Below are 22,544 nucleotides of genomic sequence, written 5' to 3'. Positions count from 1 at the left end.
ATAACGGGGGTGAGTTATTCGTGAAGTTCTTTTTGGACACCGCTTTTGTTGAAGAGATAAGGGCTGCAAAAGAGTGGGGTATTCTAGATGGAGTTACTACTAACCCAACATTGGTTGCCAAGACAGGCAAAGGTTTCATGGAAGTGGTTCAAGACATACTTAACATTGTGGAGGGGCCAGTCAGTATAGAGGTAGTGGCACAAGATGCTCAGGGGATGGTGGAGCAAGCACAGCAGCTGCGTCGTTTAGGTGAACAGGTGGTGATTAAGATTCCAGCTACGCAAGAAGGCATAAAGGCCGTGAAGGTGCTTTCCCAAGAAGGTATACCGACAAATGTGACGCTTATCTTTCAACCGCTTCAAGCGTTGTTGGCTGCTAAAGCTGGGGCTACCTATGTTTCGCCATTTGTGGGACGCTTGGAAGATATTGGACACGATGCTATGGATCTGGTGTTTGACATTAAAAACATATTCGATAATTACGGCTTTGAAACCCAGATCATAGTTGCCAGTATTAGACATCCTAAGCACGTCCTTGATGCAGCTCGCATGGGTGCTGATATTTGCACGGTTCCATTCAAAGTTATGGAACAGCTTTTTAAACACGCGCTAACTGACAGGGGATTGGAACAATTCTTAGCTGATTGGTCAAAGGTACCTGGGCGTCCTTTTTAGTGCACAATGTCAGGGGAGCCTAGGGTATTAGGCTCCCTTTATAAACTTATCAATGTAAATGGCAGCTTTTTTTCCTGCTCCCAGAGCTTCTATGACGGTTGCTGAACCTGTTACAATATCGCCTCCAGCAAACACACCAGGTATGTTGGTTTGGTATTGCTCATCTACTACAATGTTGCCATGGGGCGTGAGTAGAAGTTCTGGCGTGCTGTACTTAAGTATGGGATTTGGCGTTGTCCCAATGGCTACTATAACTTGGTCGCAGTAAATTTCGTAGTTGCTTCCTTCAATGGGTATAGGCTTTCTTCTGCCTCGCTCATCTGGTGATCCAAGCTGCATGGAAACAACTTCTACTGACTGTACCCAACCGTCCTTGCCGTGGAAAGCAACCGGATTTGTTAGAAGCTTCATGTGTATACCTTCTTCTTCTGCATGCTGAACTTCTTCAGCTCGCGAGGGCATTTCAGCTCTACTCCGTCTGTAAACAATGGTCACATTGGCGCCTAAACGTCTTGCGGTTCTGGCGGCATCCATGGCAACATTTCCTGCACCGACTACTACTACTTCCTTACCCTTTTTTATGGGTGTGTCAAATTCTGGGAATCGGTAAGCTTTCATGAGGTTGACCCTGATTAGGAATTCATTGGCTGTAAAAATGCCATTAAGGTTCTCACCAGGTACTCCCAAAAGCAATGGTGCACCAGCACCGGTTCCCAAAAAAATGCTTTTGAATTCTCGTCGCAGCTGCTGTAAGGTATAAGTCTTTCCTACGATAACGTCTGTATGTATAAAGACGCCTAAGTCGCTAAGAAGCATGATTTCATGATTGACTATTTTCTTTGGTAGTCTGAATTCTGGTATGCCATAACTAAGTACGCCACCTGGTAAATGGAGTGCTTCGAACAAATGTACCTCATAGCCTTTTTTGGCTAGATTAGCTGCTGCAGCTAAGCTGGCAGGTCCCGTACCTACGCAAGCTACTGGAATGTGGTTCTTTTTTTCTGTTTCTATTTGCTGTGGCTTGTACATTTCGTGGTCTGCTAGAAATCTTTCAAGTCTACCTATGGCAATAGGTTTTCCCATTTTAGCCAAGACGCAGGAGGCTTCACACTGGGTCTCCTGAGGGCAGACTCGCCCAGTCATGGCAGGGAAGTTATTCTTTTCTTTTATCTTGTAATACCCCTCTGTGAATTTCCCTTCTTGTATCAACCCAATGAAAGCTTTTATATCAATGTTTACAGGACATCCTTGTATGCAGGTCGGATTGGGGCACTGCAAGCAACGAGAGGCCTCCATAAGAGCTTGTTCCTCTGTGTAGCCCAGTGCCACTTCATCAAAATTGGTGATCCTTAGTTTTGGGTCTTGCTCTGGCATGGGAATCCTATCTTTTAAGGGCATAATAATCTCACCGACTTTCGTTGTCCAGCAAGGATAGACTTATAGCTTCTTCTTCCTTGTACATGCTTAAGCGGGGGAGAAGCGTGTTCCAGTCTACCATATGGCCATCAAGTTCGGGCCCCTCAATACAAGTGAGTACGGTTCCGTCTTTGTAACCTACACGGCAAGCTCCACACATTCCTGTTCCGCAAACCATGATACTGTTTAGTGAAACCAACGTCTTGACTTTAAGTGGTCTGGTAAGATCTGATACTGCTTTCATCATTACGGCCGGGCCGATGGCAAGGACCAAGTCTACAACTTCATTGGATAATATTTCTTTCAAGGCATCGGTAACAAAACCTTTTACACCGTAGGAACCGTCATCTGTTGTGATGATGAGCTTTTCCGATATGTCTTGGAGTTCTTTTTCGAAGAGCACCAGATTCTTGCTGCGGGCACCCAGTATGATGGTAATGTTATTGCCGCAGGCATGCAGGTGTTTTCCCAGAGGGACTGCAGTGGCAGCACCTACGCCGCCTGCTATGAGAACAACATTTCCGAACTTTTGACTGGGGAAGGCATGACCAGTTGGCCCCATGATGTCTTGAATTTGGTCACCGACTTTCATCTTACCCAGCAATTTTGTACTCTTACCCACCTCTTGGAACACGATGTGTATGTTTTCTTCATCGGTGTCAAACACCGTCAAAGGTATGCGTTCGCCTCGCTCATGGGGTAACACGATAACAAAATTGCCTGGTTTATATGCTTTTGCAATATGGGGTGCTCTTACTTTTATCTTCCATATGTCTGGTGCTACGAGTTCCTTATCAACTAATTCGTACATGCATGAGCCTCCGTATATGTGAAATCGGTTTCACGTTCATTGCCTATTTTAGCATTTATGGTTCTACGCGAAGCATTCGATTGAATGAATTGCTAAGCAGGGACATCCAAAAAAGAAGCCACCCTCTTTTTGGGTGGCTTCGCCAAACACATTGCTTGAACTATGTATCTTCTTTGTGCTCTTCCTCAAACTTCTTTAGCTTTTGCTCTCGTTCTTGATAAAGTTTCTCCGCGTAACCCTTAATAGCAGGGTTAGTTAGATAGCGTTCCTTCCAAATTCCGTCAAAGACTTCTTTTACCTGCTTGCTGTAGTCGTCAAGGAAACTCTTTATACTGTCGTCAACTACTATAACTTCTGCACCCTCGTGAGTTGGCTTTGGATGTGTTTTCTCAACAATTTCTCTGAGTTTGTCCGGGTTGTCGATGATCTGGCACGGTAGAAGTAGGTTGTCGTCGAAGGGTTGGTGTGCTCTTATGGCTTTCATGAAATCGCTACTTAGTGCCTCTTTGAGTGATTTTTCTTTGATGTTGTCAGTGGAGAAGTGAACAAAGATACACGGCTCCACATCCCCCTTAGAGTTAATATGAATGTAGCGGCGTCCTCCTGCGATACAACCGCCAACGTAAGGTGCGTCGCCCCAGAAGTCCATCATGAACAAAGGTTTTTCCAATCTAACGCGCTGAACAGTTTCGTAAAGTTTCTTACGTTGCTCAGGCGTGGGCATCAAGCTGGTATCTGGGTCTTTGCCTACGGGCATGAACAGGAAATACCATCCAAACAAGGCTCCCTTGTCGATAAGAAAATCATAAAACTCATCGGAGGTAACTGTGTCAGCATTGAGGCGGGTATAAGTAATCGATACACCAAAGGGGATACCATTGGCTTTAAGTGTGTCCATAACCTTAACAATGTTAGCAAACATGCCAGCACCTCGGCGCTGATCAGTTTCTTTTTCCCAACCTTCTATGGATATAACGGGAACAATGTTGCCAACTTCCTTAAGTTGTTCGATCATTTTGGGGTTCGTAAGCAAAGTACCGTTAGTGAACGTGTGAAATACCACATCTGGATGGTTCTTGGCCACTTCAAACAAGTGAGGGTAAACAAATGGCTCTCCACCCAAAATGGTATACAGGTAAGTGCCAAGTTCTTCGCCTTCCCTGATTATGCGGTCAAATAATTCAGGGGGCATGTCGTCCTCGCGGGTATACAAGCCGGCATAACAGCCTACACAAGACAAATTACATCTCATAGTAGGGCTTATCAAAATCGTGAAAGGGCCAGGAAAACCATATTTCTTTTCGGTGTCAATTTGCTTTTGTACGCCGATAGCTAATTGGTTAATAAAGAAATTGTAAGCAAGACGTTCCAAGAAAACAGGATCGACCTCATTGAACACTCTCATAATGAGAGGGTGGTATACTCCACCTGGTTCGAGATAAGTTCTTGCAACCCGCAAATTCTCCTTATACCTCTCTGGGAAAAGTGATTCCGCCAGGTTAAGGATCTTCGTTAAATTCTCCTCTGGGTTCTGCTTCACATACCTTAATGTATATTTCAAAGCAGTACCCATAGCTGATGTTTTCAATGACATACTCTTCACCACCTCTCTTATGGATTATATACCCTTAAATATGTTAGTTATTCACGTTGATTGCAAAGAACTGCTGAATAGTCCTTATTCTAAATAACTAAAAGTTGTTTTTGTATACATAGATTAAGGCCTTTTTGTTTCAACTACTAAAACAGGATCCTCAAATCCAGTGTTTGTTAAGAACGAGTTGAAAACACTGTCTATGGAAGTTGACGTCGCTGAGAAATACCAGCCTGGACTTAAGGTGCGGTACTGTAATGCCCCAAGTAACCTTTTTTGATCTACGATCCATCCCTCATGGTTAAGGTAATCTGGAACTGGGATAGCATTCAGTTCCTCGAGTAATGCTTGAAGTTCGTTTGTAGGTGCATTTATTTGATATAAGGTTGAGGGTATTACTACTTCCTGTAAGCCAAGTCCGGAAGTTTCAAAGGGCGATTCGAAAGTGCTTTCTAGCCGCTGTTGTCCGTTCCCTGCTGTTTTGTAAACCATGGTCAGTGGGGTCATATGAGCGAAGGTATTGGTGAAGAGAAACAATGCAAGCGTTGTGGCAATAATTGTCCCAAGTACTCCTGTGCTGTATTGAACTGTTCTACCGTAACTTTGCTCTGGGCTAGTTTTTATTAGAGGAATAGCTACTATTAGGAGCTCGCTGAATTCTTTTTTCCATGAAGTGGGTAAGAATACCCACCACCAGGGCAATACGATTTGCTGGTGTTTTTCTATGGATTCTAAGATTGTGTTGAGTAGAAATGCCTTAATATTCTCCATCATTGTTAAGACGCTCCAACTCATCAAAAGGTTTCACATAGTCCCTAAGTGCTCTTAGGGCTCTGTATTGAAGCATTTTCACCGCCTGAGGAGTTTTTCCCATTATCTGTGCCGTTTCCTGCACAGTATAGTTCTTAAAAAACCTCAGTTCGATGACTAGTTTTTGAGGCGCTGGTAACTTATCTAGAGCATCATGCAGATCCATGAATTCTTCTTGATTTTGAGATGAGCAAGCTGCAACGTTGCTTTCCCATTGTTCATCTTCTTCCTCGATAAGTAGGCCTTTATGACGGTAGTAGTCCATGAGCACATTCCTAGCAATTGCAAACAGCCAGGCTTCCATTTTTTCGATATTCTTTAGAGTGAGTCGCTTTTCCCATGCCTTTGCCATGGTCTCCTGTGTGAGCTCTTCTGCAACATCCATATTCTTGACAGACCCAAGGAGAAAAAACTTTATACGTTGATACAAGACCTCATCTGAGAACAAATGCTGCCAGTTTATTTCAGGCATAAGAATCTTCTAGCTAGAAACGCTTAAGGACCTCATTAAGAAGTCTTGTAAGTTCTTCGGACTCCTTTTCAAGTTGTTTGCGAAGCGACAAGGCCATTTCCTTGTTCCCATCTTCGTACGCTTTTTTCAGTTGAGCAGCCGTGCTGTGTAGTTTTTCATGTGCTTCACCGATGCGTGGCCATAGATCTTCGTATTGAGATCTCGGTGTGGCCACGTCATAAAATAGCCCGAATATGCAGAAATGAGGGTCAACAATGGAGGTCCATACTTTCCCAGATGTTATTGTGTCTAGGATTTGGTTTAGCCAATCTTTGTGGTATTGGACGGCTTCGGCAAACATTTGCTTGGTTTCTTCCTCGGTAAGAGCCTTGAAATCAAGGCAACTTAACATGCCATCTCTGAGCCGGGTTGCCGCAGTGGAATTCTGTTTGTACACAGTCTGCAAGTGCCTTTGCAGTTGTGTCATGGCATTCTTCAGAGCTTCCGAAAGCTCGGCAACTTTGGCCGTGTCTTCCGCTAACGATTGAACAGTTATGGCAGCTTGGGAAGTTGCTCTATCCTGTTCTTTTACGTTATTACTCACTTCAGCCACAGAACTTGAAATTTCCTGCACGCTAGAGAGTATGACGTTGAGGCTGTTAGAAAGAACTCTTGTGGTATCGCCCATGTTGGTGATTAACTCTAATACGGTTTGCACGGATTCTACTGCTGAGCCAACAGTATTTGAAAAGTTCTTTAGCTGAGTTGCGATTTCTTCAGCTGCGTCCTTACTTTTTTCTGCCAGTTTTCTTACTTCATCAGCAACTACTGCAAAGCCTTTTCCAGCTTCTCCAGCTCTTGCCGCCTCAATAGCGGCATTTAGTGCCAAAAGGTTTGTTTGTTCCGAAATATCTGAAATAGCTTCAACTATGCCAGAAATATGTTGGGAGAGATTTTCCAATTGATCAATTTCCTGCTGTACCGAAGTAACTTTGGAAAAAACTTGATCGAAACTTTCAATGGTATTAGAAATGTTCTTGATTTGTTCTTCTACGTGTTCCTTTATTCTTTGAGATAGCCCGTCCAGTTGAACAGTGCTATCGTACACATTACTGCTTGAAGCTGCCAGTTCCTCAGTACTAGCACTTAACTCTTCCCCACTTGCTGCCAGCGCTTGTACTTTGTCTGCTATCTCTTCTGCCGCTTCCATATTTCCATAAGCGAGCTTCATAGAATCCTCCAGCAGAAACTGTGCCTGGTGAACGTTGGACGTGGCATCTCTGAAGGCGAAGAATGTATCTCTCACAAACAATCTGATTTTTTGGACTAGTTTGTCAAGGGAGTCCAAGAAACGACTCCAAAACGTGGTAGTTACTGGCTTGTGCAGAGTTAAATCCAGATTACCAAGGTAGTTGAAATAAGTGGAAATGTCTTTCGGTACTCTTTGTTTCCAAATCAAAAACCCTAACAATAAGCCAAACGCTAATCCAACTAACAAACTTACGAGAATCATAAGATTACCGTTCACATACACCCCTCCCACATATTAAAATTTCACTATAAAACTTTTGTATTGCCCTGTATAAGGTTGGTATTCAACGTCCACACGTTCTACAATAGCACTGCTTGGTCCGTGGTGTAACCAGTTTAGAAACTCCTTGAGTTCTTCTTCTGGCCCCTCTGCGACTACTTCAATAGTGCCATTGGGTAAATTTCTTATATAACCTGTTATGTTGCCGATTTTATCGGCCATTCTTACGGCAGAGTATCTAAAACCAACCCCTTGTACATAACCTCTTACAATGGCCCTAAAAGCTTTCATGTTCCAATTCCTCTACGTGGTCTTTCTGCCAGAGCAGTACTACGGGGGTCATGGATTCATCGTTACCCGCAGGGTTGTCCGATAAGGCACCTTCAATCCATCTTTTGTCTAACCCTTTGCAGCATTCTACTACTTCAGCTCCGAATACTGAGTTAACATCAACAATGGCAAAAGGTATGTTTTGGCTACATAGCTGCGATGTGAAGACCTTTGCATTCAATGGGCCAGGTACCAAGCAGCTATCGTAAGGTGCTATTTTGTCGCTGTCTACTGCTTTGGCTACTGGTCCTATGACTCTGTAAAACCATCCAGATTGCCCGAAAAGCTTTCCAATAGCAGCTATCAAGGTGCCAAACAGTACAGGAATGGTACCACTGAGCTCCAAATATGCTTGCAATTTCCAATCGGCAACTATGGGATATGTATAGAAGTGGATCAATGGACCTTTCGCGTGCTCCGTAAATGGGCCCAGAGTTCGTGCAAGCCAGCAAGGTTTAAACGTGCCTGCCCAAAGGAGGGTTCCTTGCATAATAGTCAGAACTGAAGAAGCCAATGTAATAATCGCATCTGGATGAAGCTCATGGATAGCCTTTATTAAGGTTTCAGGGTCAGTATCTTCTTTTAGAAGCCCTGCGTTTAATGGTTTTCTAACGGCGTTTTCTACCTGAGGTTTCTTCTTTTTGTAGTAAGGAACTTCTAAGTTCAGTTCTTCGGCTACTCTGGTCAAAATAGGATCTTCTCGGTACAGATACATGCACACGTTGAGCGTTTCTTGAGCTCTTTCTTTTTCGCCCTTCTTGTAAAGAAGTTTTATGTAGTCGGCCATTTGTGATTGCCTAAAATTATCCACATCCAGCTCAGCCCATTTTTCTAAGAATTCTGCGTCTTTCGTTACCATGTACAGTCGTTTAAGAAGATTCCTCGCTGGGTTGTCCCATTCTCGGGCAGTATTCCAATCTACTTTTTCAAAAGCGCTTTGCCATGCATCCAGAGCACCGCCAACATCATTTAGAAAGTAATATCTAATATCTCCTAAGTAAATTTCTTCCCACATATTTGACGGTCTTTGGTATAAAGCTTCTGCCTTTTTTGGGTTTTCTCTTAGATATAGTGTGGCTAAAAGCCTCTTGCATCTGTAATAGTTGTTCCTCTGGACTTTCTTTTCCAATATTTCCATTGCCAAGTCGGACCGATTGTTCAAAACAAGGTAAATCGCTCCCCAGAAGCTAGTGTAATCATTACCTGGATCCCATGAGAAAAGTGCCATGGCTTTGCGTTTGAAACCGAAAAAATCCAAAATCCTACCTAGAAAATTGATCACCATATGTTCTTATTTTATCAGCGGTCTTGTATATAATAGTAGCCATGGTTCGATTGATTTCCAAGGATGTTGACCTTAGGGAGCTCTTAAATCAGATTGGCAGCGATCCTGCCAGCTATGGCATCTTCCTTGATAAAGATAGTCACCTTCGAGTGTGGATTGACGAAGTGTATTATCCAGCGGCTTCGGTGATAAAACAAGAGTGTCTTTCCTGTGGAGCTGATGCCGCTGTCCATAAACATGTCATCACTGGAAAGGTTGAAAAATCTTCGGTGCTCATATTGGCAAATGTGCGGCAGCTCAAATGCCTAGTTGACAAACTTAGAAGGATGCCATACTGGGGTCTTAATCAAATTGCCGACGAAATTAAGTCTGTCCTCGAGGACAGAGAGGCTAGGACTTTTGTTTTGACAATGCCAAATGGGACTCTAGAGCTTAGAAGAACTAAAGTAATGACCATATTGAACGCTACACCTGACTCTTTCTTCCCTGGTTCTCGAGTGGATCTTCACACAGGACTGGAGCGCGCCGTAGATGCTGAGGAAAATGGGGCGGCTTTCATTGACATAGGAGGAGCAAGCACAAGACCTGGTGCTGCAGAGATTGGCGAAGATGAGGAGCTAAGACGTGTAATCCCGTTGCTCCGTCAAGTACGAGAACGCGTGAAGCTTTTCATTTCTGTTGATACGTACCGTGCAGAAGTAGCAAAACAAGCTTTGGAGAACGGTGCAGACCTAATCAATGACATTTACGGGTTGCAGTTTGACAAAGAAATGGCCAACGTCATTGCTGATTACGGTGTGCCGGTGGTAATAATGCACATGAGAGGGACTCCAGCTACTATGCAGGAGTACGCTTCTTACGATGATCTGATGAAGGAATTACATACGTATTTTGTTGAACGGGTTGAATACGCGCTGAGTAAGGGGATTAAGGAAAATCAAATAATCCTTGACCCAGGCATTGGGTTTGCAAAGTTGCCTGAACATAACTTAGAAGTTTTGCGTCGCATCGAGGAGCTATTCACACTGGGTTTTCCAGTGCTTGTGGGACACAGCCGGAAAAGTACAATGGGTAAAATCCTTGGAGGAGTACCTGCTGAGGAAAGGCTTTTCGGAACTGTAGCTTGGACCTCCTACCTGACGTGGAAAGGCGTCCACATCGTTCGTGTCCATGATACAAAGCCTAATGTGGATGCCGTCAAGGCTGTCGAGGCTATAAGAGAAGGAATTTAACCGTCATGGCAACCGTTTATGTTTCTTTTGGTTCTAACTTAGGGGATAGAGCTTCTCACATAAGAAATGCAATTGATTTAACCTCTGAATTTATAAGTTGGCAGTTCATAACACCGATGGTAGAGACAGCACCATATGGCAAAGTTGATCAGCCTACTTTTCTGAACGCTGTAGGAAAAGGTGATACAGGACTGACGCCTGAAGAACTCTTGAGGGCGCTCTTGGATGTGGAGAAAAAGCTTGGTAGAACAAGAGAAATTCGCTGGGGGCCTCGCATAATAGACCTCGACATATTAACCTATGATAATCTTGTTTTGCACAGCGAAGTTTTGACTGTGCCTCATCCTGATCTTCACAACAGAGATTTTCTTTTGAAGCTTCTCTGTCAGTTTTTTCCTGAGTGGTCTCATCCAGTACTTAAGAAAAACGCTTGTGAACTACTCGACGACTTAACCACGCGCATGCCAACAAGTTTTAAGAACGAAAATTTGCGGAGAGTTTTAGGGGCTCTGGGCAATCCCCACGAAAAAGTAAAAACCATATATGTTACAGGTTCTTCTGGAAAAGGTTCAGTAGCCGCCATGGTTGCAGCGCTTTTTAACAATAATGTAGGTCTTTTCTTGTCTCCCTTTGTTTGTACGTCGGCGGAGATGGTTATGATCGACGGAAAGCAAGCAGACCTAAGCAGTTTCAAGCAGCAAGTTCTCTCCGTGGCTAAAGATCTTAATGTGGAACTGACCCCGTTTGAAGTGCTTACTGGTGCGGCTTACTTGGCTTTCGAAAAGGCGAAAAAAGAGTGGGCCGTGGTTGAAACAGGTATTGAATCACAGCACGACGCAACAAACGTAAAAAAACACGATATAAGTGTGGTAACAGCCTTAGGTATGGATCACTTTGACCTGTTTCCTGATTATGATTTCTACTTAAGGGAACTTCTCAATAGTCTATCAGGTCCAGTAATCTCGTTGGAACCTTTGCCAGGTGTGGATGCTGACGTTGTGGTTCAGGCAAAATACGGCATTGAAGATTCTCAAATTACGCTGGATGGCACACAAGCATACGTGACTGGAATGGGGACAGTTCGGACACGGATGCTTGGTTTGCATCAAATATGGAACGCCCTGCTCGCTGGAGAAGCTTATAGAGCAGCTACCGGTAAAGAACCTGAGTTTTCATTATTGAGTGATGTTGTGTTGCCTGCACGGATACAAGTAGTCAGGAAAGATCCACTTCTCATTGTTGACGGTGGGCATAATGCACCTGCTTTCAAGAGTCTGGTTGAAACGATCAACGATCTTGGAGTAAACCCAATGCGTATCATTCTGGGTTTGGTTAAGGGGAAAGACCATGAAGTGGCGTTGAGTTATTTGAAAAGGCTTGGTGGTCAGATCTTTTACTACCCACCGTTTTCTGACCGCGCTTTAACTGAGTTGCCTGGAATACCTACGCTGCCTAATCTTTACGAAGCTTTAGAGGAACCAACGCCGACTTTAGTAGCAGGCTCTTTCTACTTAGCTGGTCCTGTTTTAAGGTATTTCAATGCATGCCATCTAGGTTAAACTCCTGAGCTTCCAAGCCCTCTAGTCCCTCGTTCTGAAGACTGTTCAAATTCTTCTAGTGTTCCCTGAAATGGTGTGGGCTCTAAGTTCATAAAAGGCAGTACTATGAGCTGTGCAATCTTTGTTCCTTTGGGTATTTTCACGTCTTCGTCTTTAAGGTTGAGGAGTATGAGTTTTATTTCTCCCCTATAATCCTCGTCTATGATTCCAGGGGAGTTAGCTAAGGTAATGCCCCATCTTATGGGAGTACTTGAGCGCGGTACAACTAGTCCAAAAGAGCCCTCTGGCAATGCTACTCTTAACCCTGTGGAGGCTACTACGATGCCGCGTGCTGGAATGTATTCCTCCTGTGCTAAAGGAACGTCAAATCCTGCACTTTGACGGGTGGCTTTAACCAATTGTTCCCCGAAGTAAGCAAGCTCTTTCATATTCTTATCATGCATATTTCTATATTATCGCTGTAAAATGTAAAGGTGCAACATACGTTTAAAAAAATCTGCGTCTTATTAGTCTTTCTACTCCTTTTGCCGTTGCAGGCAAAAGCGGATATTGTTTTCTCTGTGCACGCCAACAATCCACCTTTTGTGTATGTTGAAGGCAAAGAACTAAAGGGATTTGCGGTGGATCTGGCCAAAGAAATTGGAAAGGTGCTAAACGAAAAGGTGGATTTTCTACCTACCTCGTATCAGAGCGAAGCGATTGAAGCAGTGAAAGATGGAAGAGCAGATGCTGTACTTGTTATGGGATTCTACGAAGGTGCAGGTAACTCCTTGGTGCCAACTGATCCTTACTTCTATCCGTATTATGTGATGGCTGTAAGGAAGGGATCCAACCTCAAACTAGATGACTTGAAACAAAAATCGGTGGCAGTGGTTGGAGGGAGTGCACTTGAGTCGTACTTGATTTCCAATGGGTTTAAAAATGTCGTGTCGCTTGCGAGTCATGAAGAAGTCTTAGAAGCACTTGAAAGCGGACAAGTTGACGGTGCTTTCATGGTAGAGCAGTCTTATGGCTACTTAACCGAGAAGCTTGAGATTAGTGACACCATACTTCTGCCGGAAAAGGTTCAGTTAGCCCAGTATGCCATTGGCGTTAGCGAAAAAAACAGTATCCTTCGCGTTCGGCTGAACGATGCGATTAGGCAGCTCCAAGTTTCTGGAGTATACGATCAGCTTGTAGAACGCTGGCTTGGAAAAAACGAGCTCAGCCCAGCTTTCGTTAATACGTTGGTACGGAATATTGCCATAGGAGCTGCTATTGGTGCCATTGTTGTTGCTTTAGTTTTCTATTGGGTATTAAAAATGCTTCGATCCAACAGAAGAGAACTTGCAGCTGCGTATGAGCAGCTGGCTGCAGAAAATCAACAGCTTTTGGCGTCTTATGAGGAAATCTTGAACGCGAACAAAGAACTGGAAGATATGAGAGCCAAAGAAAAAAGCCTTTTAGGACTTATGGGGCAGCTGCGACCAGATGTTGAGGACGAGTCTTTTTACAGTTACCTTCTGGAATTGGCTTTGTCTCTGGTTCCTGAGGCTCAAGCTGGTTCGATATTGGTAAGAGATGATGATGGTTATGTGCGGTTCCGAGCAATCAGGGGCTATAGCTCCTTGTTAAGCACTCTGGACCTTAGACCTGAATGGGTCTACAGACCTCAGGGAGTGGAGGTGGTTAGAGAACTTCGAGACAGTGCTATGCCCCCAGAGATTGCTGCAGTATTTAGCAGTGCTAGACCTTCGCCCATTGTAGTATCTTTGGCTGCGCCCTTAATTGTGAATAAGCAGTGGTATGGTTCAGTTTTTGTCGATAGTTTTGAGGAAGTAGATTTCAATGAACAATCCATTGAGTTATTTGAATCTTTAACCAGTTTAGCTAGTGCGTTTACAGCTTTGAAAGTTCACGAACGAACAGCAAACAGGTTCTTAAAGGAGATTATTCTCATTTTGGTGAAGGCTTTGGAATACAGGGATCCATACACGGCTGGTCATTCTGAAAGGGTAGCAAAGATAGCTTCTGATTTTGCTTCTTTTATTGGTTACACAGGAAGCACCTCCGAAGATATTTACTGGGCTGGTATCCTGCACGATATTGGGAAGGTGGGCATACCTGACTTTGTTTTGAAGAAACCGGGGAGTTTGACGCCTGAGGAATACGCCGAGATGAAGAAACACCCCGTGTTTTCTGAAGAAATTTTGGAAGGTAGTGAAACCCTTAGAAAATACGCCAAGTGGGTAGAATCACATCATGAACGGTGGGACGGTAAAGGATATCCCAAAGGTCTTATGGGAGAAGAGATTCCATTGGAAGGTAGGATCTTGTCCCTCGCTGATTCCTTCGACGCTATGAGTACTGATAGACCTTACCGTAAAGGTAAGAATATTCAAGAATCTATCGAAGAGATTCTAAGGTGCAGCGGTACACAGTTTGATCCTTATTTAGCTACACAGTTTACGCATTTCTTGAAACGCTACTTTTTGTAATTCTTGTTTGGTCAATGAAGGAGGATTTAGAAGTGTGGAATAAATGGGCTGAAGTATCCAGAATGAACTTGAAGAACAATGTGGAGCTCATAAGGCAAAAACTACCTGACTTGGAACCAATTGCGGTGGTCAAGGACGACGCTTACGGTCATGATGCTGCTGTTGTTGTTCCAGAGCTTTTGAAAAATGGTATAACAAAGTTTGCAGTGGTTTATGCAAAAGATGCACTCATGTTGTCCGAGTTTGGAGCAGAATGGATATTAGTGTTAGACGATCCACCTCTGTCCAACATGTGCTCTGAATATGAGAAGAGAGGTATTAGATTCTGCATAACAGATTCAAAATGGCTTAGCGACGGATTACTGGAATTGCCTATTAAGTTTCATCTTTTTGTGGACGTTGGGATGCACCGTGAAGGTGTACCGTGGTATGAGACAAATACGATAAGAGAAATATGTAAGGTGGTTGGCAATAGGTTGGAAGGCATTTGTTCGCATCTATCAAACGGGCTGTCCGATTCGCAGGCGTTGGCTACCGAAGAAGAAAGGTTTAGAGAGGTTTTAAGTATTGCACCAGAGGGATTGATGGTGCATTTGTCCAATTCTGCATCACTTTATAACGCTAAGTTTCCTTATGCCACTCATTTCAGACCTGGCATATCGCTTTACGGCTATGGTTATCCTGGTTTAAAACCTGTGCTATCTCTAAAGGCTCGTGTCATTCACGAGCATATCTTGGAACCTGGTGAAGGACTCTCGTACGGTTGGACTTGGAGAGCAACAGAGCCCACTCACGTTGTTACTGTTCCTGTGGGCTACGGCGATGGATATAACAGAAAACTAAGCAATAAGGCAATTGCCGGTTCGAAAGCTGGTAACCTTCAGCAGATAGGGACAGTGACAATGGATTTTACAATGTTTGAAGCTCCGAAGAATGTTACAGTAGGTGATGAGATTGTTCTCATGGGGGAGTGGGAAGGAGGGCATTTTTGGGCCGATGAGATGGCGCAGCTTGTTGGGACTATTCCCTATGAGGTTTTGACAAGCATTAATCCAAGAGTACCCAGAGTACTTGTATGAAGGTATGAAGGTTGCCACTTTTAATGTAAATGGTATAAGAGCGCGTCTAGATTCTATCTCGGAGCTTATGCAGATGGAAGCTCCTGATGTGTTGTGCTTGCAGGAGATAAAGTGCGAAAACGACCTCTTCCCGTACGATTTTTTCAAGGATTATCAGTGCTATGTTAATGGACAAAAGGCTTACAACGGAGTATCTATTTGTTCCCGCAAGGAAGGCGTCCCTGTGGTTGTTCTTGAAGAGGTAGAAAGCCGAACGTTGGGTCTAGTTTTAGGCGACACCTTAATAGTGAATGTTTACGCACCCCATGGTGACCTTCGTGGCTCCCCCAGGTTTTTCCAAAAAATCCAGTGGTACAAAGCGTTCTCAAAGCGTATGGAAGAGCTTTTACGCAGATATCCGAAGGTTCTAATTGTAGGGGATTTTAATATTGCTCTGAAGGATAATGATGTATGGGACCCCATTCTCTTGAAAGATACAGTAGGAACTTTTCCTGAAGAAAGGGAAGCCTTAAAAGCTCTTTTGTCAGTGGGCTTTGTTGATGTCTTTAGGGCGATTTATCCAGAAAAAGTACAATTTACGTGGTGGGATTACAGGCAAGGTAGGATGTGGAAAAACCAGGGTATGCGTATCGACTATGTGTTTTCTAGTGAAACACTTATGCCCTCAATTGAGGATGTCTACGTGGTTGAAGAGATAAGGAAGAGACGTAACCCGAAGCCTTCAGATCATGCTCCCGTCGTATGCGTTGTGAAATAGTATAACAATGTCGACAATGTACTTGCTCTAAGAAAAAAGCAGAACAATTCTTATTGGACTCTTCAGAAATACTCGTGTGTATTTTCGGGTACCACCGTGTAGAACGGCTAATCTACGTGTTTAAACTTTTCACGGCCTACGCCTTTGTGTTTTGCATAAAAAAGGCTTGCCATGAGAGCTGTTAAAGGTATCGTCAGAATGAGGCCAGCTGAAGCTGAAAGTGCTCTAACTACATCTCCCACAAAAAACTCTCCTGTAATGTACTTAAAAGCGGTATTCTCTCCAGAACTGTATAAATACACCAGGAGCCCTAACTCAGAACCGGCATATGCGAAGATGAGTGTGTTGACCATCGTACCGATCATGTCTCGTCCTATACGGGTCAAGCTGGAGAAAAGTGCCAAGAATTTTATATCAGGATTTTGCAGTTTAAGTTCTCTAGCAGCGGAAACAATAGAAACTGCTACATCCATGACTGCGCCGAGTGCTGCTATCATGATCGCACTAAAAAACAGAGTTAAAGCGTTAACATTTTTCAGTGCAGAAAACTGAAAGAAAGAGAAGATCTCGGATGTAATACCGTGAATGGAAGTCATCTTTGCTGCCACAAGCCCAAACACATAAGCACTTACTACGCCTAAAACTGTACCAGCACTGGAGAGCATGATTTTATCCAAGCTGTCCATAACCAAGGTTATAGTAGCCACTGTGCCTACAATGACTGTTAGGATTCCAACTGCTAATGGGTTTTCGCCGTGAGCAATCATTGGAATAGACATTTTCCACATAAACAATCCAGTTAAAAACAACCCTAGCAAAGCATCCAGGCCTTTAAGATGAGCAATTAAGAGCACTATCAAGGAAAAGATCAATACGGTTGAGATGGTTCCAGAAAGTCTGTCTAGGTCTTGAATGTATGCATCAGTTACCTTTCCGTTGTCCATGATTACGTAAACAAAGACCTTATCTCCTGGCGAGACTAAGAATGATCCGTACATGGAGCTTTCGTAAATGTTCTGCGCATATATAACCTGCCCCTTTAAAGGTCCCTCGGAGATTTTTACCGAAACAAGTTGTATTGTACTGGATTCCTGTGGAAGTACTTGTTCAACCGCTTCCACAGAGCCCCTGTAGAAAGCTTCTTGTTGCTCATCTCCGGTGATGGATCCTGACATACTAAAAGATGGCGCTTGCCAAAGAAGTACAATTAAAACTATGGCAATTATCCGCTTTATCCAGGGCATTAATCTACTCATACGTGAGCTATTATAACCCTGTGGGCATTGGCTGATGTTATTATTAATAAAGTAATTGCTGCTTAGTTGTCATACAAAGTTAAGGAGGTAAAAAGTGCAACCTTGCAAACATTTCGCAATTTTCCTGGATCTAGAGAATCTGGCTAAAAGTTTGGAGAAATATGATAAGACCCCCCAAGAGCTTCTACAAAAGATCTTAGATACTTTTGTTAGTATGGGTAAGATCGATGTGGCAAGAGTTTATACAGGTTGGGGTGTTTTTGCATCACTCATACCTTTTGCTGTGGATATGGGGTATGAAGTGGTATTTGTATACGCTCACAGAAGTGGTAGCGTTGTAAAGAACATGGCAGACATGCAGATAACAGTGGATGCTCTAAAGTTAGGGTATGAGCGGGACAGTATTGATGCCTTTGTGTTTGTGTCCGCTGATCGTGATTTCATACCGGTTATTAAGGCTCTTCAGGGGCTGGGTAAAGAAGTAGTAGTCATAGGAGACGAACAAATAACGTCGGAAGCGTTAAAGAATACGGCCGACGCTTTTGTGTCACTCAACGAACTTGCGGGTGGATTAAAGAGTTTAAGCAAGAACAGGGCTGGAAAGGACTTTGAGAAATTCTTCAAGACCATTGGTGGCATCATCAAGTTTGTTGATTTTATGAACTATGAACTTTCTCCGTCCATTCTAAAGGAACTGCTTACCATGGTTATGCCTGACTTTACTGAACATGATTGGGGTTATCCCAATTTCAAGGCGTTGGTCAAGGACTTAGAAAAGAGAGGGCTGGTTGAAATTGTTGACTCCAGCAAGATGAAAATGGTACCTACGGCACGTATAAAAGAATATGACTTCGTTGTCCCTGAATTAGATATTCAGCGTGTAAAAGAGAGAATAAGCTCGGAGACTAGCTTTTCAAAGTTAGTGGAGGAACTTAGAAACATAGAAAAACAAGGAATACGAGGAGGTAAAGATTACTGGGAAGCTTTGATAAGACTTGGAAACGACCTTGGTTGGTGGGAAGTTAAACTAGGAGGTGCAGAAGTTGAAAAGTCGGAGTAGCAGGAAAAGAAATTTAGGCTTACTTTACATTGTCATTGCTGTCATAGTTGTTTTGGTAATTGTTTTAACTACATGGTTTTTCTCTGGACAAAAGACTCCTCAGAAGGCGGCTAGAAAATTTGTAGAGGCTTGGGCAAACTATGATCTTTCAGGTATGAAGTCAGTGAGTACAAAGGAAATGAGCGAAGGTATGGTGAATGCTTACTTTCGATCATTCTTGAACTCTTTAGAAAGTATGAGACAGATTACTGCTGATGTTGAAGGAATACCTGTTGCCTCTGTGGAGTATCCGCTTAGGTGGGAGAATTGGAAGCTTAATTACAGTGTGGTGGATGATGGGGTAGTGGAGGTAAAAGGAACCGTCAACTACGTATACAATGCGTATGAGGAGACCACCACTGTTTCAAGGAACATACACTGGATCGTCAGTACCACGAAAGAAGGCTCGGATTATTTAGTTAGTGGTGTGAAGATCATTGCAGATAATCCCATGGAGGCAGTTTGGACCTTCATGGATGCTCTCATGTCAAGGAACATGTTCTATGTGGAAAAAACTGTAGCGAACGAGCCTGATGAAGGTTTAGCGAACTTTTTAGCCAGTATGGGTCTTGAGTTTACCAGAGGTTATGCCACTAGGGGGCTCTTTCTCCTTCCGGCCTTGTATGATGCAGACGGGGCAGGAAAGGTTCACGTAAGTTACACCAGAGTTGGCATAGGTGGGACATCATCTCTTACTAGTGACGTTGCCATAGTAGATGCTACATTCGACACAGTACGTGAAGGTGACGGGTATGTAGTTAGGGATGTGCAGTTTAAAGAAATAGGAGAATGAGGTTTAAATGTTAAAATGTAATGTTGTGTGTTTTTCGAAGTTTTACTTCGTTCGAGTTAGAACAAAAATTCTATGCATAGTTTGAGGAGGTAATGAAAGGTGGAACCCCGTGAAGAGAATTTCAATCAAGAATTCGACGTAGAAATGGCTGAAAGAGGGGATCTCGTAGAAGGTACAGTTTTGCGCGCTGACGTAGATGGATTGTGGTTGGACATTGCTAGTAAGTATGATGCTTTTCTCCCACTGGACGAGTGTACTAGTGAGTTAGCACGTCAGGTGCAGGAAGGTAACGTGCCGACCAGCGTGGAGGTTGTTGTTACCAGAACAAATGACGATAAGGGATATATCTCAGTTTCTCAGAAGAGAGCTGCCTACAGAAAACTTTGGAAAGATGTAGAAGAATGGGAAAAGAGCGGAGAGTCTAGAAAGGTAAAAGCCGTGGGCGCTGATGATAAAGGTGTATTCGTGGACCTTGGCGCTGGAATTCTTGGTTACGTACCCGCATCTCAATTGGAAATAAGGTTTGTACGCGATACGAAGAAGTACGTGGGACGCTCATTGCGAGTAAAAATACTTCGTGTTAACCGGAAGCGAAATCAGATCATACTTACACAACGACAGGTGCTTGAAGAGGAGCAAAAAGAACGAGCAGAGAAAGCTTGGTTAAGGCTTAAAGACAGTGACATCGTACGTGGTCATGTCAGTCGGATTACTGATGAAGGCATTTTTGTGGATTTGGGCGACGGAATTGAGGGTTTCGTACCCAAAGACGAACTTGACTGGAGACCAATCAAGAATATTGCCAAGGTTTTCAGACGTGGCGATGTGGTTAGGGCAAAGGTGCTTTCTGTGGATGAAGAAAAGAAGGAAATGGTGCTCAGCATCAGGCTTGCAACACCCAATCCATGGCAACTCTTTGCCGAGAAGCACAATGTGGGAGACGTAGTTAGTGGGCGCGTACTGCGGTACCTCAGAGGAGGGCTTTTACTGTTGGTGGATCGTGTTACCGGACTGGTGCCTGCCCAGGAAGTATCGTGGAAACGTGGGGCAAAGGTGGAAGACCTGTATAAAATAGGTGATCACGTAAAAGCGAAAATCTTGAGGTTTGACCCTGAAGCACAGGACCTCATTTTGAGTGTCAAAGAAGCTCTTGGAGATCCATGGGAAAACGTGGAAAGGGACTTCCCAGTTGGTTCGAAAGCTGAGGGAACTGTAGTAAATATAACGGACTTTGGCGTTTTTGTGGAATTAGCACCTGGAATAGAGGGCTTAGTTCCGCGAAGGTATGTCAGTTGGAAGCGGTTTAAGGACATAAACGAGGTTGTAAACATAGGTGATCAGGTGGAAGTAGTGGTTCTGGGTATCAACATAGTTGACAGAAAGATTACGTTGTCAATGCGTGACACAAGGCCAGACCCTTGGGAAGAAGTGGTTAAAAACATACAGCCAGGACAGCTTGTGCGAGGTAAGGTTGTTACCATAATTCCTCAAGGGGTGTTTGTGGAAATTGCTGATGGCGTTGAGGGCTTCATACACATCTCTCAGCTATCCATTAGGAGAGTTGACGATCCTCGGGATGCCGTGTCTGAGGGTGATGAGATTGTTGCAAAAGTCATTGGTATTGATGAAGAGAGACGTCGCATTTCATTGTCTGTAAAAGCCATTCACGTAGATAAGGAAAGGGAAGAACTGCAAGATTTTCTGTCTCAACAGGGTGAAGACAAGTTCACTCTTTCTGATGTGCTGGGCAATTTATTGGGCCGGGAGGTTTCTTTCTGAAAAGCCAATCGGTAAGCCAGATGCTGGAAGACGTTGGGGCTTCTGTTGACTGGAAGAAGATCGAACAAATATACGAGAAATACAATTTACCAGAAAACGTAAGGCATCACATTGAGGCTGTTACTTTAGGTGTTGCCCGGGTTGTAGAAAAACTGCAGAAGCGGGATGTAACAGTAGACGTTAATTCACTCATACTGGGAGCCCTTCTGCATGACATTGGTCGCAGTGTGACTCATGACATCTCTCATGGGGTTATTGGTTCGACCATTGCCAGAGAAGAAGGGTTCTCAGAAAGAGTTTGCTTGTTGATCGAGCGTCATTTGGGTGCTGGCCTTACCCTGGAGGAAGCTCGTAGTTTCGGACTGCCAGAGAGGTCTTACATGCCGGAAGCGCTTGAAGAAAAGATACTAGCTGCAGTGGACAATTTGGCTTCAGGAGATGAGCTCATAACTAAGGAGGAGTTTATAAGGGACGTTGAACTTAAGTTTGATAATGGAGAGGTAGCGCGTCGGTTTTTTGCTCTTTATGAAGAAGTAAGCAATCTGCTTGGTGAGGATCTATCGGTTGTGGTACGTGGAGAGAGTTCGCTCGATTAAGCTTTATAATTTTCGCAACTTATTGAACCAAGAAATAGAAATTCCTGATGGATTAACAGTTCTAATGGGGGAGAACATGCAGGGAAAGACATCGCTTCTGGAATCTCTGTTTATAGTTTCTACTGGAAGATCCTTCAGGACAAGAAACATTGGTGACATAGTGAGATGGGGTGAGAACCAAGCCCAAATTGAGCTTTCGGTAGATGGGGCAAATGTCGTTTTTAGCGTCTCTTTGGAGCCCAAGGCAAGAAGTCTACTCCTCAACGGTGAACGCATCTCCAGCTTTGAAAGTCCTTTAGCGGGAAAGGTACTTTACTACAGTGATGAGTATTTAGATCTAGTATCCACTCCTTCAGGGACCAGACGTCTTTTTGATCGACTGCTTGAACTTAGTGACAGAGAAAATATGCGGTTGGCTGCGCAGTACAGGAAACTAGTCTCTGAGAGAAACTCCATGCTGTCATCAGGTTTTTACAATGAGCCGCTTGATGAAGTACTTTCTGATCGTATTGACAAGATTTCTCAGAAATGGAGAGAAAAGCGACAAGCGTTTTTACAGCTGGTACAAGCATCTTTGAATTTACGCTTTCCTCAAGTATTTGATAGTAGTTACAGTTTTAAGTTTTCCGTGGAGACTTCTGACATCAAAAACCTCTCTTTGGAGATGTTGAAGAAGACGACGTTATTTGGTTTTCAGCGTGACAAAATCTTGTTGGATGTTAATAACAAGGAAGTAAGTACTGTCGCATCTAGAGGTTTCTTGAAGATTCTGCTTACCTTTGTCTTTGTAAGAACGGCAGAACTCATTCATGAAAAGCAGGGTTACGTTCTTCTTCTTATGGATGACTTCAATGCGAACATTGATGAACTTCATTGGAAAAAAGTTCTCGAACTTCTGCCTGAAAGGCATATCATTGCTGCTACTACGAAAACCTGGGAGAAGGCTGATTTGGGCAGACCATACAGCATATTAGCCTGCGAGCAAGGTAGAGTTTTTCCTATCTAGGTAGGAAAA

Annotated in this window: 21 protein-coding genes; 11 read left to right on the top strand and 10 right to left on the bottom strand. The window is 43.6% G+C overall.

Annotation, left to right across the window (positions count from 1 at the left end; translation table 11 throughout):
• Positions 1–20: 20 nt before the first annotated feature.
• On the top strand, positions 21–674 hold the full coding sequence (gene fsa, locus COPRO5265_RS05895) for a fructose-6-phosphate aldolase (protein ID WP_012543533.1): 654 nt from the start codon (positions 21–23) through the stop codon (positions 672–674).
• Between the two features lie 27 nt (positions 675–701).
• Here the strand turns inward: fsa and gltA are convergent, their stop codons facing one another.
• The 8 genes from gltA to COPRO5265_RS05855 all read right to left on the bottom strand — a co-directional run bounded on the left by gltA (position 702) and on the right by COPRO5265_RS05855 (position 8,902).
• Positions 702–2,072, bottom strand: a complete 1,371-nt coding sequence (gltA, locus tag COPRO5265_RS05890) for an NADPH-dependent glutamate synthase (protein ID WP_012544175.1) — start codon at positions 2,070–2,072, stop codon at positions 702–704.
• A 7-nt stretch (positions 2,073–2,079) separates the two neighbouring features.
• Positions 2,080–2,901: a sulfide/dihydroorotate dehydrogenase-like FAD/NAD-binding protein gene (locus COPRO5265_RS05885; RefSeq protein WP_012543527.1), complete on the bottom strand. Its 822-nt coding sequence runs from the start codon at positions 2,899–2,901 to the stop codon at positions 2,080–2,082.
• Positions 2,902–3,061: 160 nt separating this feature from the next.
• Complete coding sequence (locus COPRO5265_RS05880) at positions 3,062–4,495, bottom strand: radical SAM protein (RefSeq protein WP_012543992.1); 1,434 nt, start codon at positions 4,493–4,495, stop codon at positions 3,062–3,064.
• Between the two features lie 123 nt (positions 4,496–4,618).
• The gene (locus COPRO5265_RS05875; RefSeq protein ID WP_012544825.1) at positions 4,619–5,269 is read right to left on the bottom strand and encodes a hypothetical protein; all 651 of its coding nucleotides are present in this window, start codon (positions 5,267–5,269) and stop codon (positions 4,619–4,621) included.
• The gene (locus tag COPRO5265_RS05870; protein WP_012543872.1) at positions 5,253–5,777 is read right to left on the bottom strand and encodes an RNA polymerase sigma factor; all 525 of its coding nucleotides are present in this window, start codon (positions 5,775–5,777) and stop codon (positions 5,253–5,255) included. The genes COPRO5265_RS05875 and COPRO5265_RS05870 overlap by 17 nt, the downstream gene beginning before the upstream one ends.
• Before the next feature lie 13 nt (positions 5,778–5,790).
• Positions 5,791–7,284: a methyl-accepting chemotaxis protein gene (locus COPRO5265_RS05865; RefSeq protein ID WP_158300395.1), complete on the bottom strand. Its 1,494-nt coding sequence runs from the start codon at positions 7,282–7,284 to the stop codon at positions 5,791–5,793.
• A gap of 18 nt (positions 7,285–7,302) precedes the next feature.
• On the bottom strand, positions 7,303–7,578 hold the full coding sequence (locus tag COPRO5265_RS05860) for an acylphosphatase (RefSeq protein WP_012543482.1): 276 nt from the start codon (positions 7,576–7,578) through the stop codon (positions 7,303–7,305).
• Positions 7,565–8,902: a tetratricopeptide repeat protein gene (locus COPRO5265_RS05855; protein ID WP_236608198.1), complete on the bottom strand. Its 1,338-nt coding sequence runs from the start codon at positions 8,900–8,902 to the stop codon at positions 7,565–7,567. Before COPRO5265_RS05855 ends, COPRO5265_RS05860 begins: the two co-directional genes overlap by 14 nt.
• A gap of 41 nt (positions 8,903–8,943) precedes the next feature.
• On the opposite strand from COPRO5265_RS05855, the gene folP reads away from it, so the two are divergent.
• Entirely contained in the window at positions 8,944–10,134 is a 1,191-nt protein-coding gene (gene folP, locus COPRO5265_RS05850) for a dihydropteroate synthase (protein ID WP_012543571.1), read from the top strand.
• 5 nt (positions 10,135–10,139) lie between these two features.
• On the top strand, positions 10,140–11,693 hold the full coding sequence (gene folK, locus COPRO5265_RS05845; protein WP_012543868.1) for a 2-amino-4-hydroxy-6-hydroxymethyldihydropteridine diphosphokinase: 1,554 nt from the start codon (positions 10,140–10,142) through the stop codon (positions 11,691–11,693).
• Here the strand turns inward: folK and dut are convergent.
• Positions 11,690–12,136, bottom strand: coding sequence for a dUTP diphosphatase (gene dut / locus COPRO5265_RS05840; protein ID WP_012544691.1), 447 nt, complete (start codon positions 12,134–12,136; stop codon positions 11,690–11,692). The two genes, folK and dut, sit on opposite strands and share 4 nt — an antisense overlap.
• Positions 12,137–12,166: 30 nt before the next feature.
• Between dut and COPRO5265_RS05835 the strand changes: the two genes are divergently transcribed.
• From COPRO5265_RS05835 to xth, 3 genes are read left to right on the top strand one after another with little or no spacing between them, the layout of a single operon-like run.
• Positions 12,167–14,170: an HD domain-containing phosphohydrolase gene (locus COPRO5265_RS05835; protein ID WP_012543733.1), complete on the top strand. Its 2,004-nt coding sequence runs from the start codon at positions 12,167–12,169 to the stop codon at positions 14,168–14,170.
• Positions 14,171–14,202: 32 nt separating this feature from the next.
• A complete protein-coding gene (gene alr / locus COPRO5265_RS05830) occupies positions 14,203–15,249 on the top strand; it encodes an alanine racemase (RefSeq protein WP_012544188.1) in 1,047 nt (348 codons plus the stop codon).
• 4 nt (positions 15,250–15,253) lie between these two features.
• Complete coding sequence (gene xth / locus COPRO5265_RS05825; protein ID WP_012543522.1) at positions 15,254–16,006, top strand: exodeoxyribonuclease III; 753 nt, start codon at positions 15,254–15,256, stop codon at positions 16,004–16,006.
• 107 nt (positions 16,007–16,113) lie between these two features.
• Here xth and COPRO5265_RS05820 read toward each other — a convergent pair whose 3' ends face one another.
• Positions 16,114–17,262 carry a YibE/F family protein gene (locus COPRO5265_RS05820; protein ID WP_143708124.1) on the bottom strand — a complete coding sequence of 383 codons (1,149 nt, stop codon included), beginning with the start codon at positions 17,260–17,262 and terminating at the stop codon, positions 16,114–16,116.
• A gap of 94 nt (positions 17,263–17,356) precedes the next feature.
• Between COPRO5265_RS05820 and COPRO5265_RS05815 the strand changes: the two genes are divergently transcribed.
• The 5 genes from COPRO5265_RS05815 to COPRO5265_RS05795 all read left to right on the top strand — a co-directional run bounded on the left by COPRO5265_RS05815 (position 17,357) and on the right by COPRO5265_RS05795 (position 22,535).
• Complete coding sequence (locus COPRO5265_RS05815; RefSeq protein WP_012544749.1) at positions 17,357–18,322, top strand: NYN domain-containing protein; 966 nt, start codon at positions 17,357–17,359, stop codon at positions 18,320–18,322.
• Entirely contained in the window at positions 18,297–19,154 is an 858-nt protein-coding gene (locus COPRO5265_RS05810) for a hypothetical protein (RefSeq protein ID WP_012543854.1), read from the top strand. The genes COPRO5265_RS05815 and COPRO5265_RS05810 overlap by 26 nt, the downstream gene beginning before the upstream one ends.
• Positions 19,155–19,253: 99 nt before the next feature.
• Entirely contained in the window at positions 19,254–20,933 is a 1,680-nt protein-coding gene (locus tag COPRO5265_RS05805) for a 30S ribosomal protein S1 (RefSeq protein ID WP_012544689.1), read from the top strand.
• 20 nt (positions 20,934–20,953) lie between these two features.
• A complete protein-coding gene (locus COPRO5265_RS05800; RefSeq protein WP_012543672.1) occupies positions 20,954–21,529 on the top strand; it encodes an HD domain-containing protein in 576 nt (191 codons plus the stop codon).
• A gap of 22 nt (positions 21,530–21,551) precedes the next feature.
• Entirely contained in the window at positions 21,552–22,535 is a 984-nt protein-coding gene (locus COPRO5265_RS05795) for a DNA replication/repair protein RecF (RefSeq protein ID WP_236608197.1), read from the top strand.
• Positions 22,536–22,544 lie beyond the last annotated feature (9 nt).

Origin of the sequence: Coprothermobacter proteolyticus DSM 5265 (genome assembly GCF_000020945.1) — a bacterium.
Taxonomy (GTDB): Bacteria; Coprothermobacterota; Coprothermobacteria; order Coprothermobacterales; family Coprothermobacteraceae; genus Coprothermobacter; species Coprothermobacter proteolyticus.
This window is presented reverse-complemented; position numbering and strand designations above follow the sequence as displayed.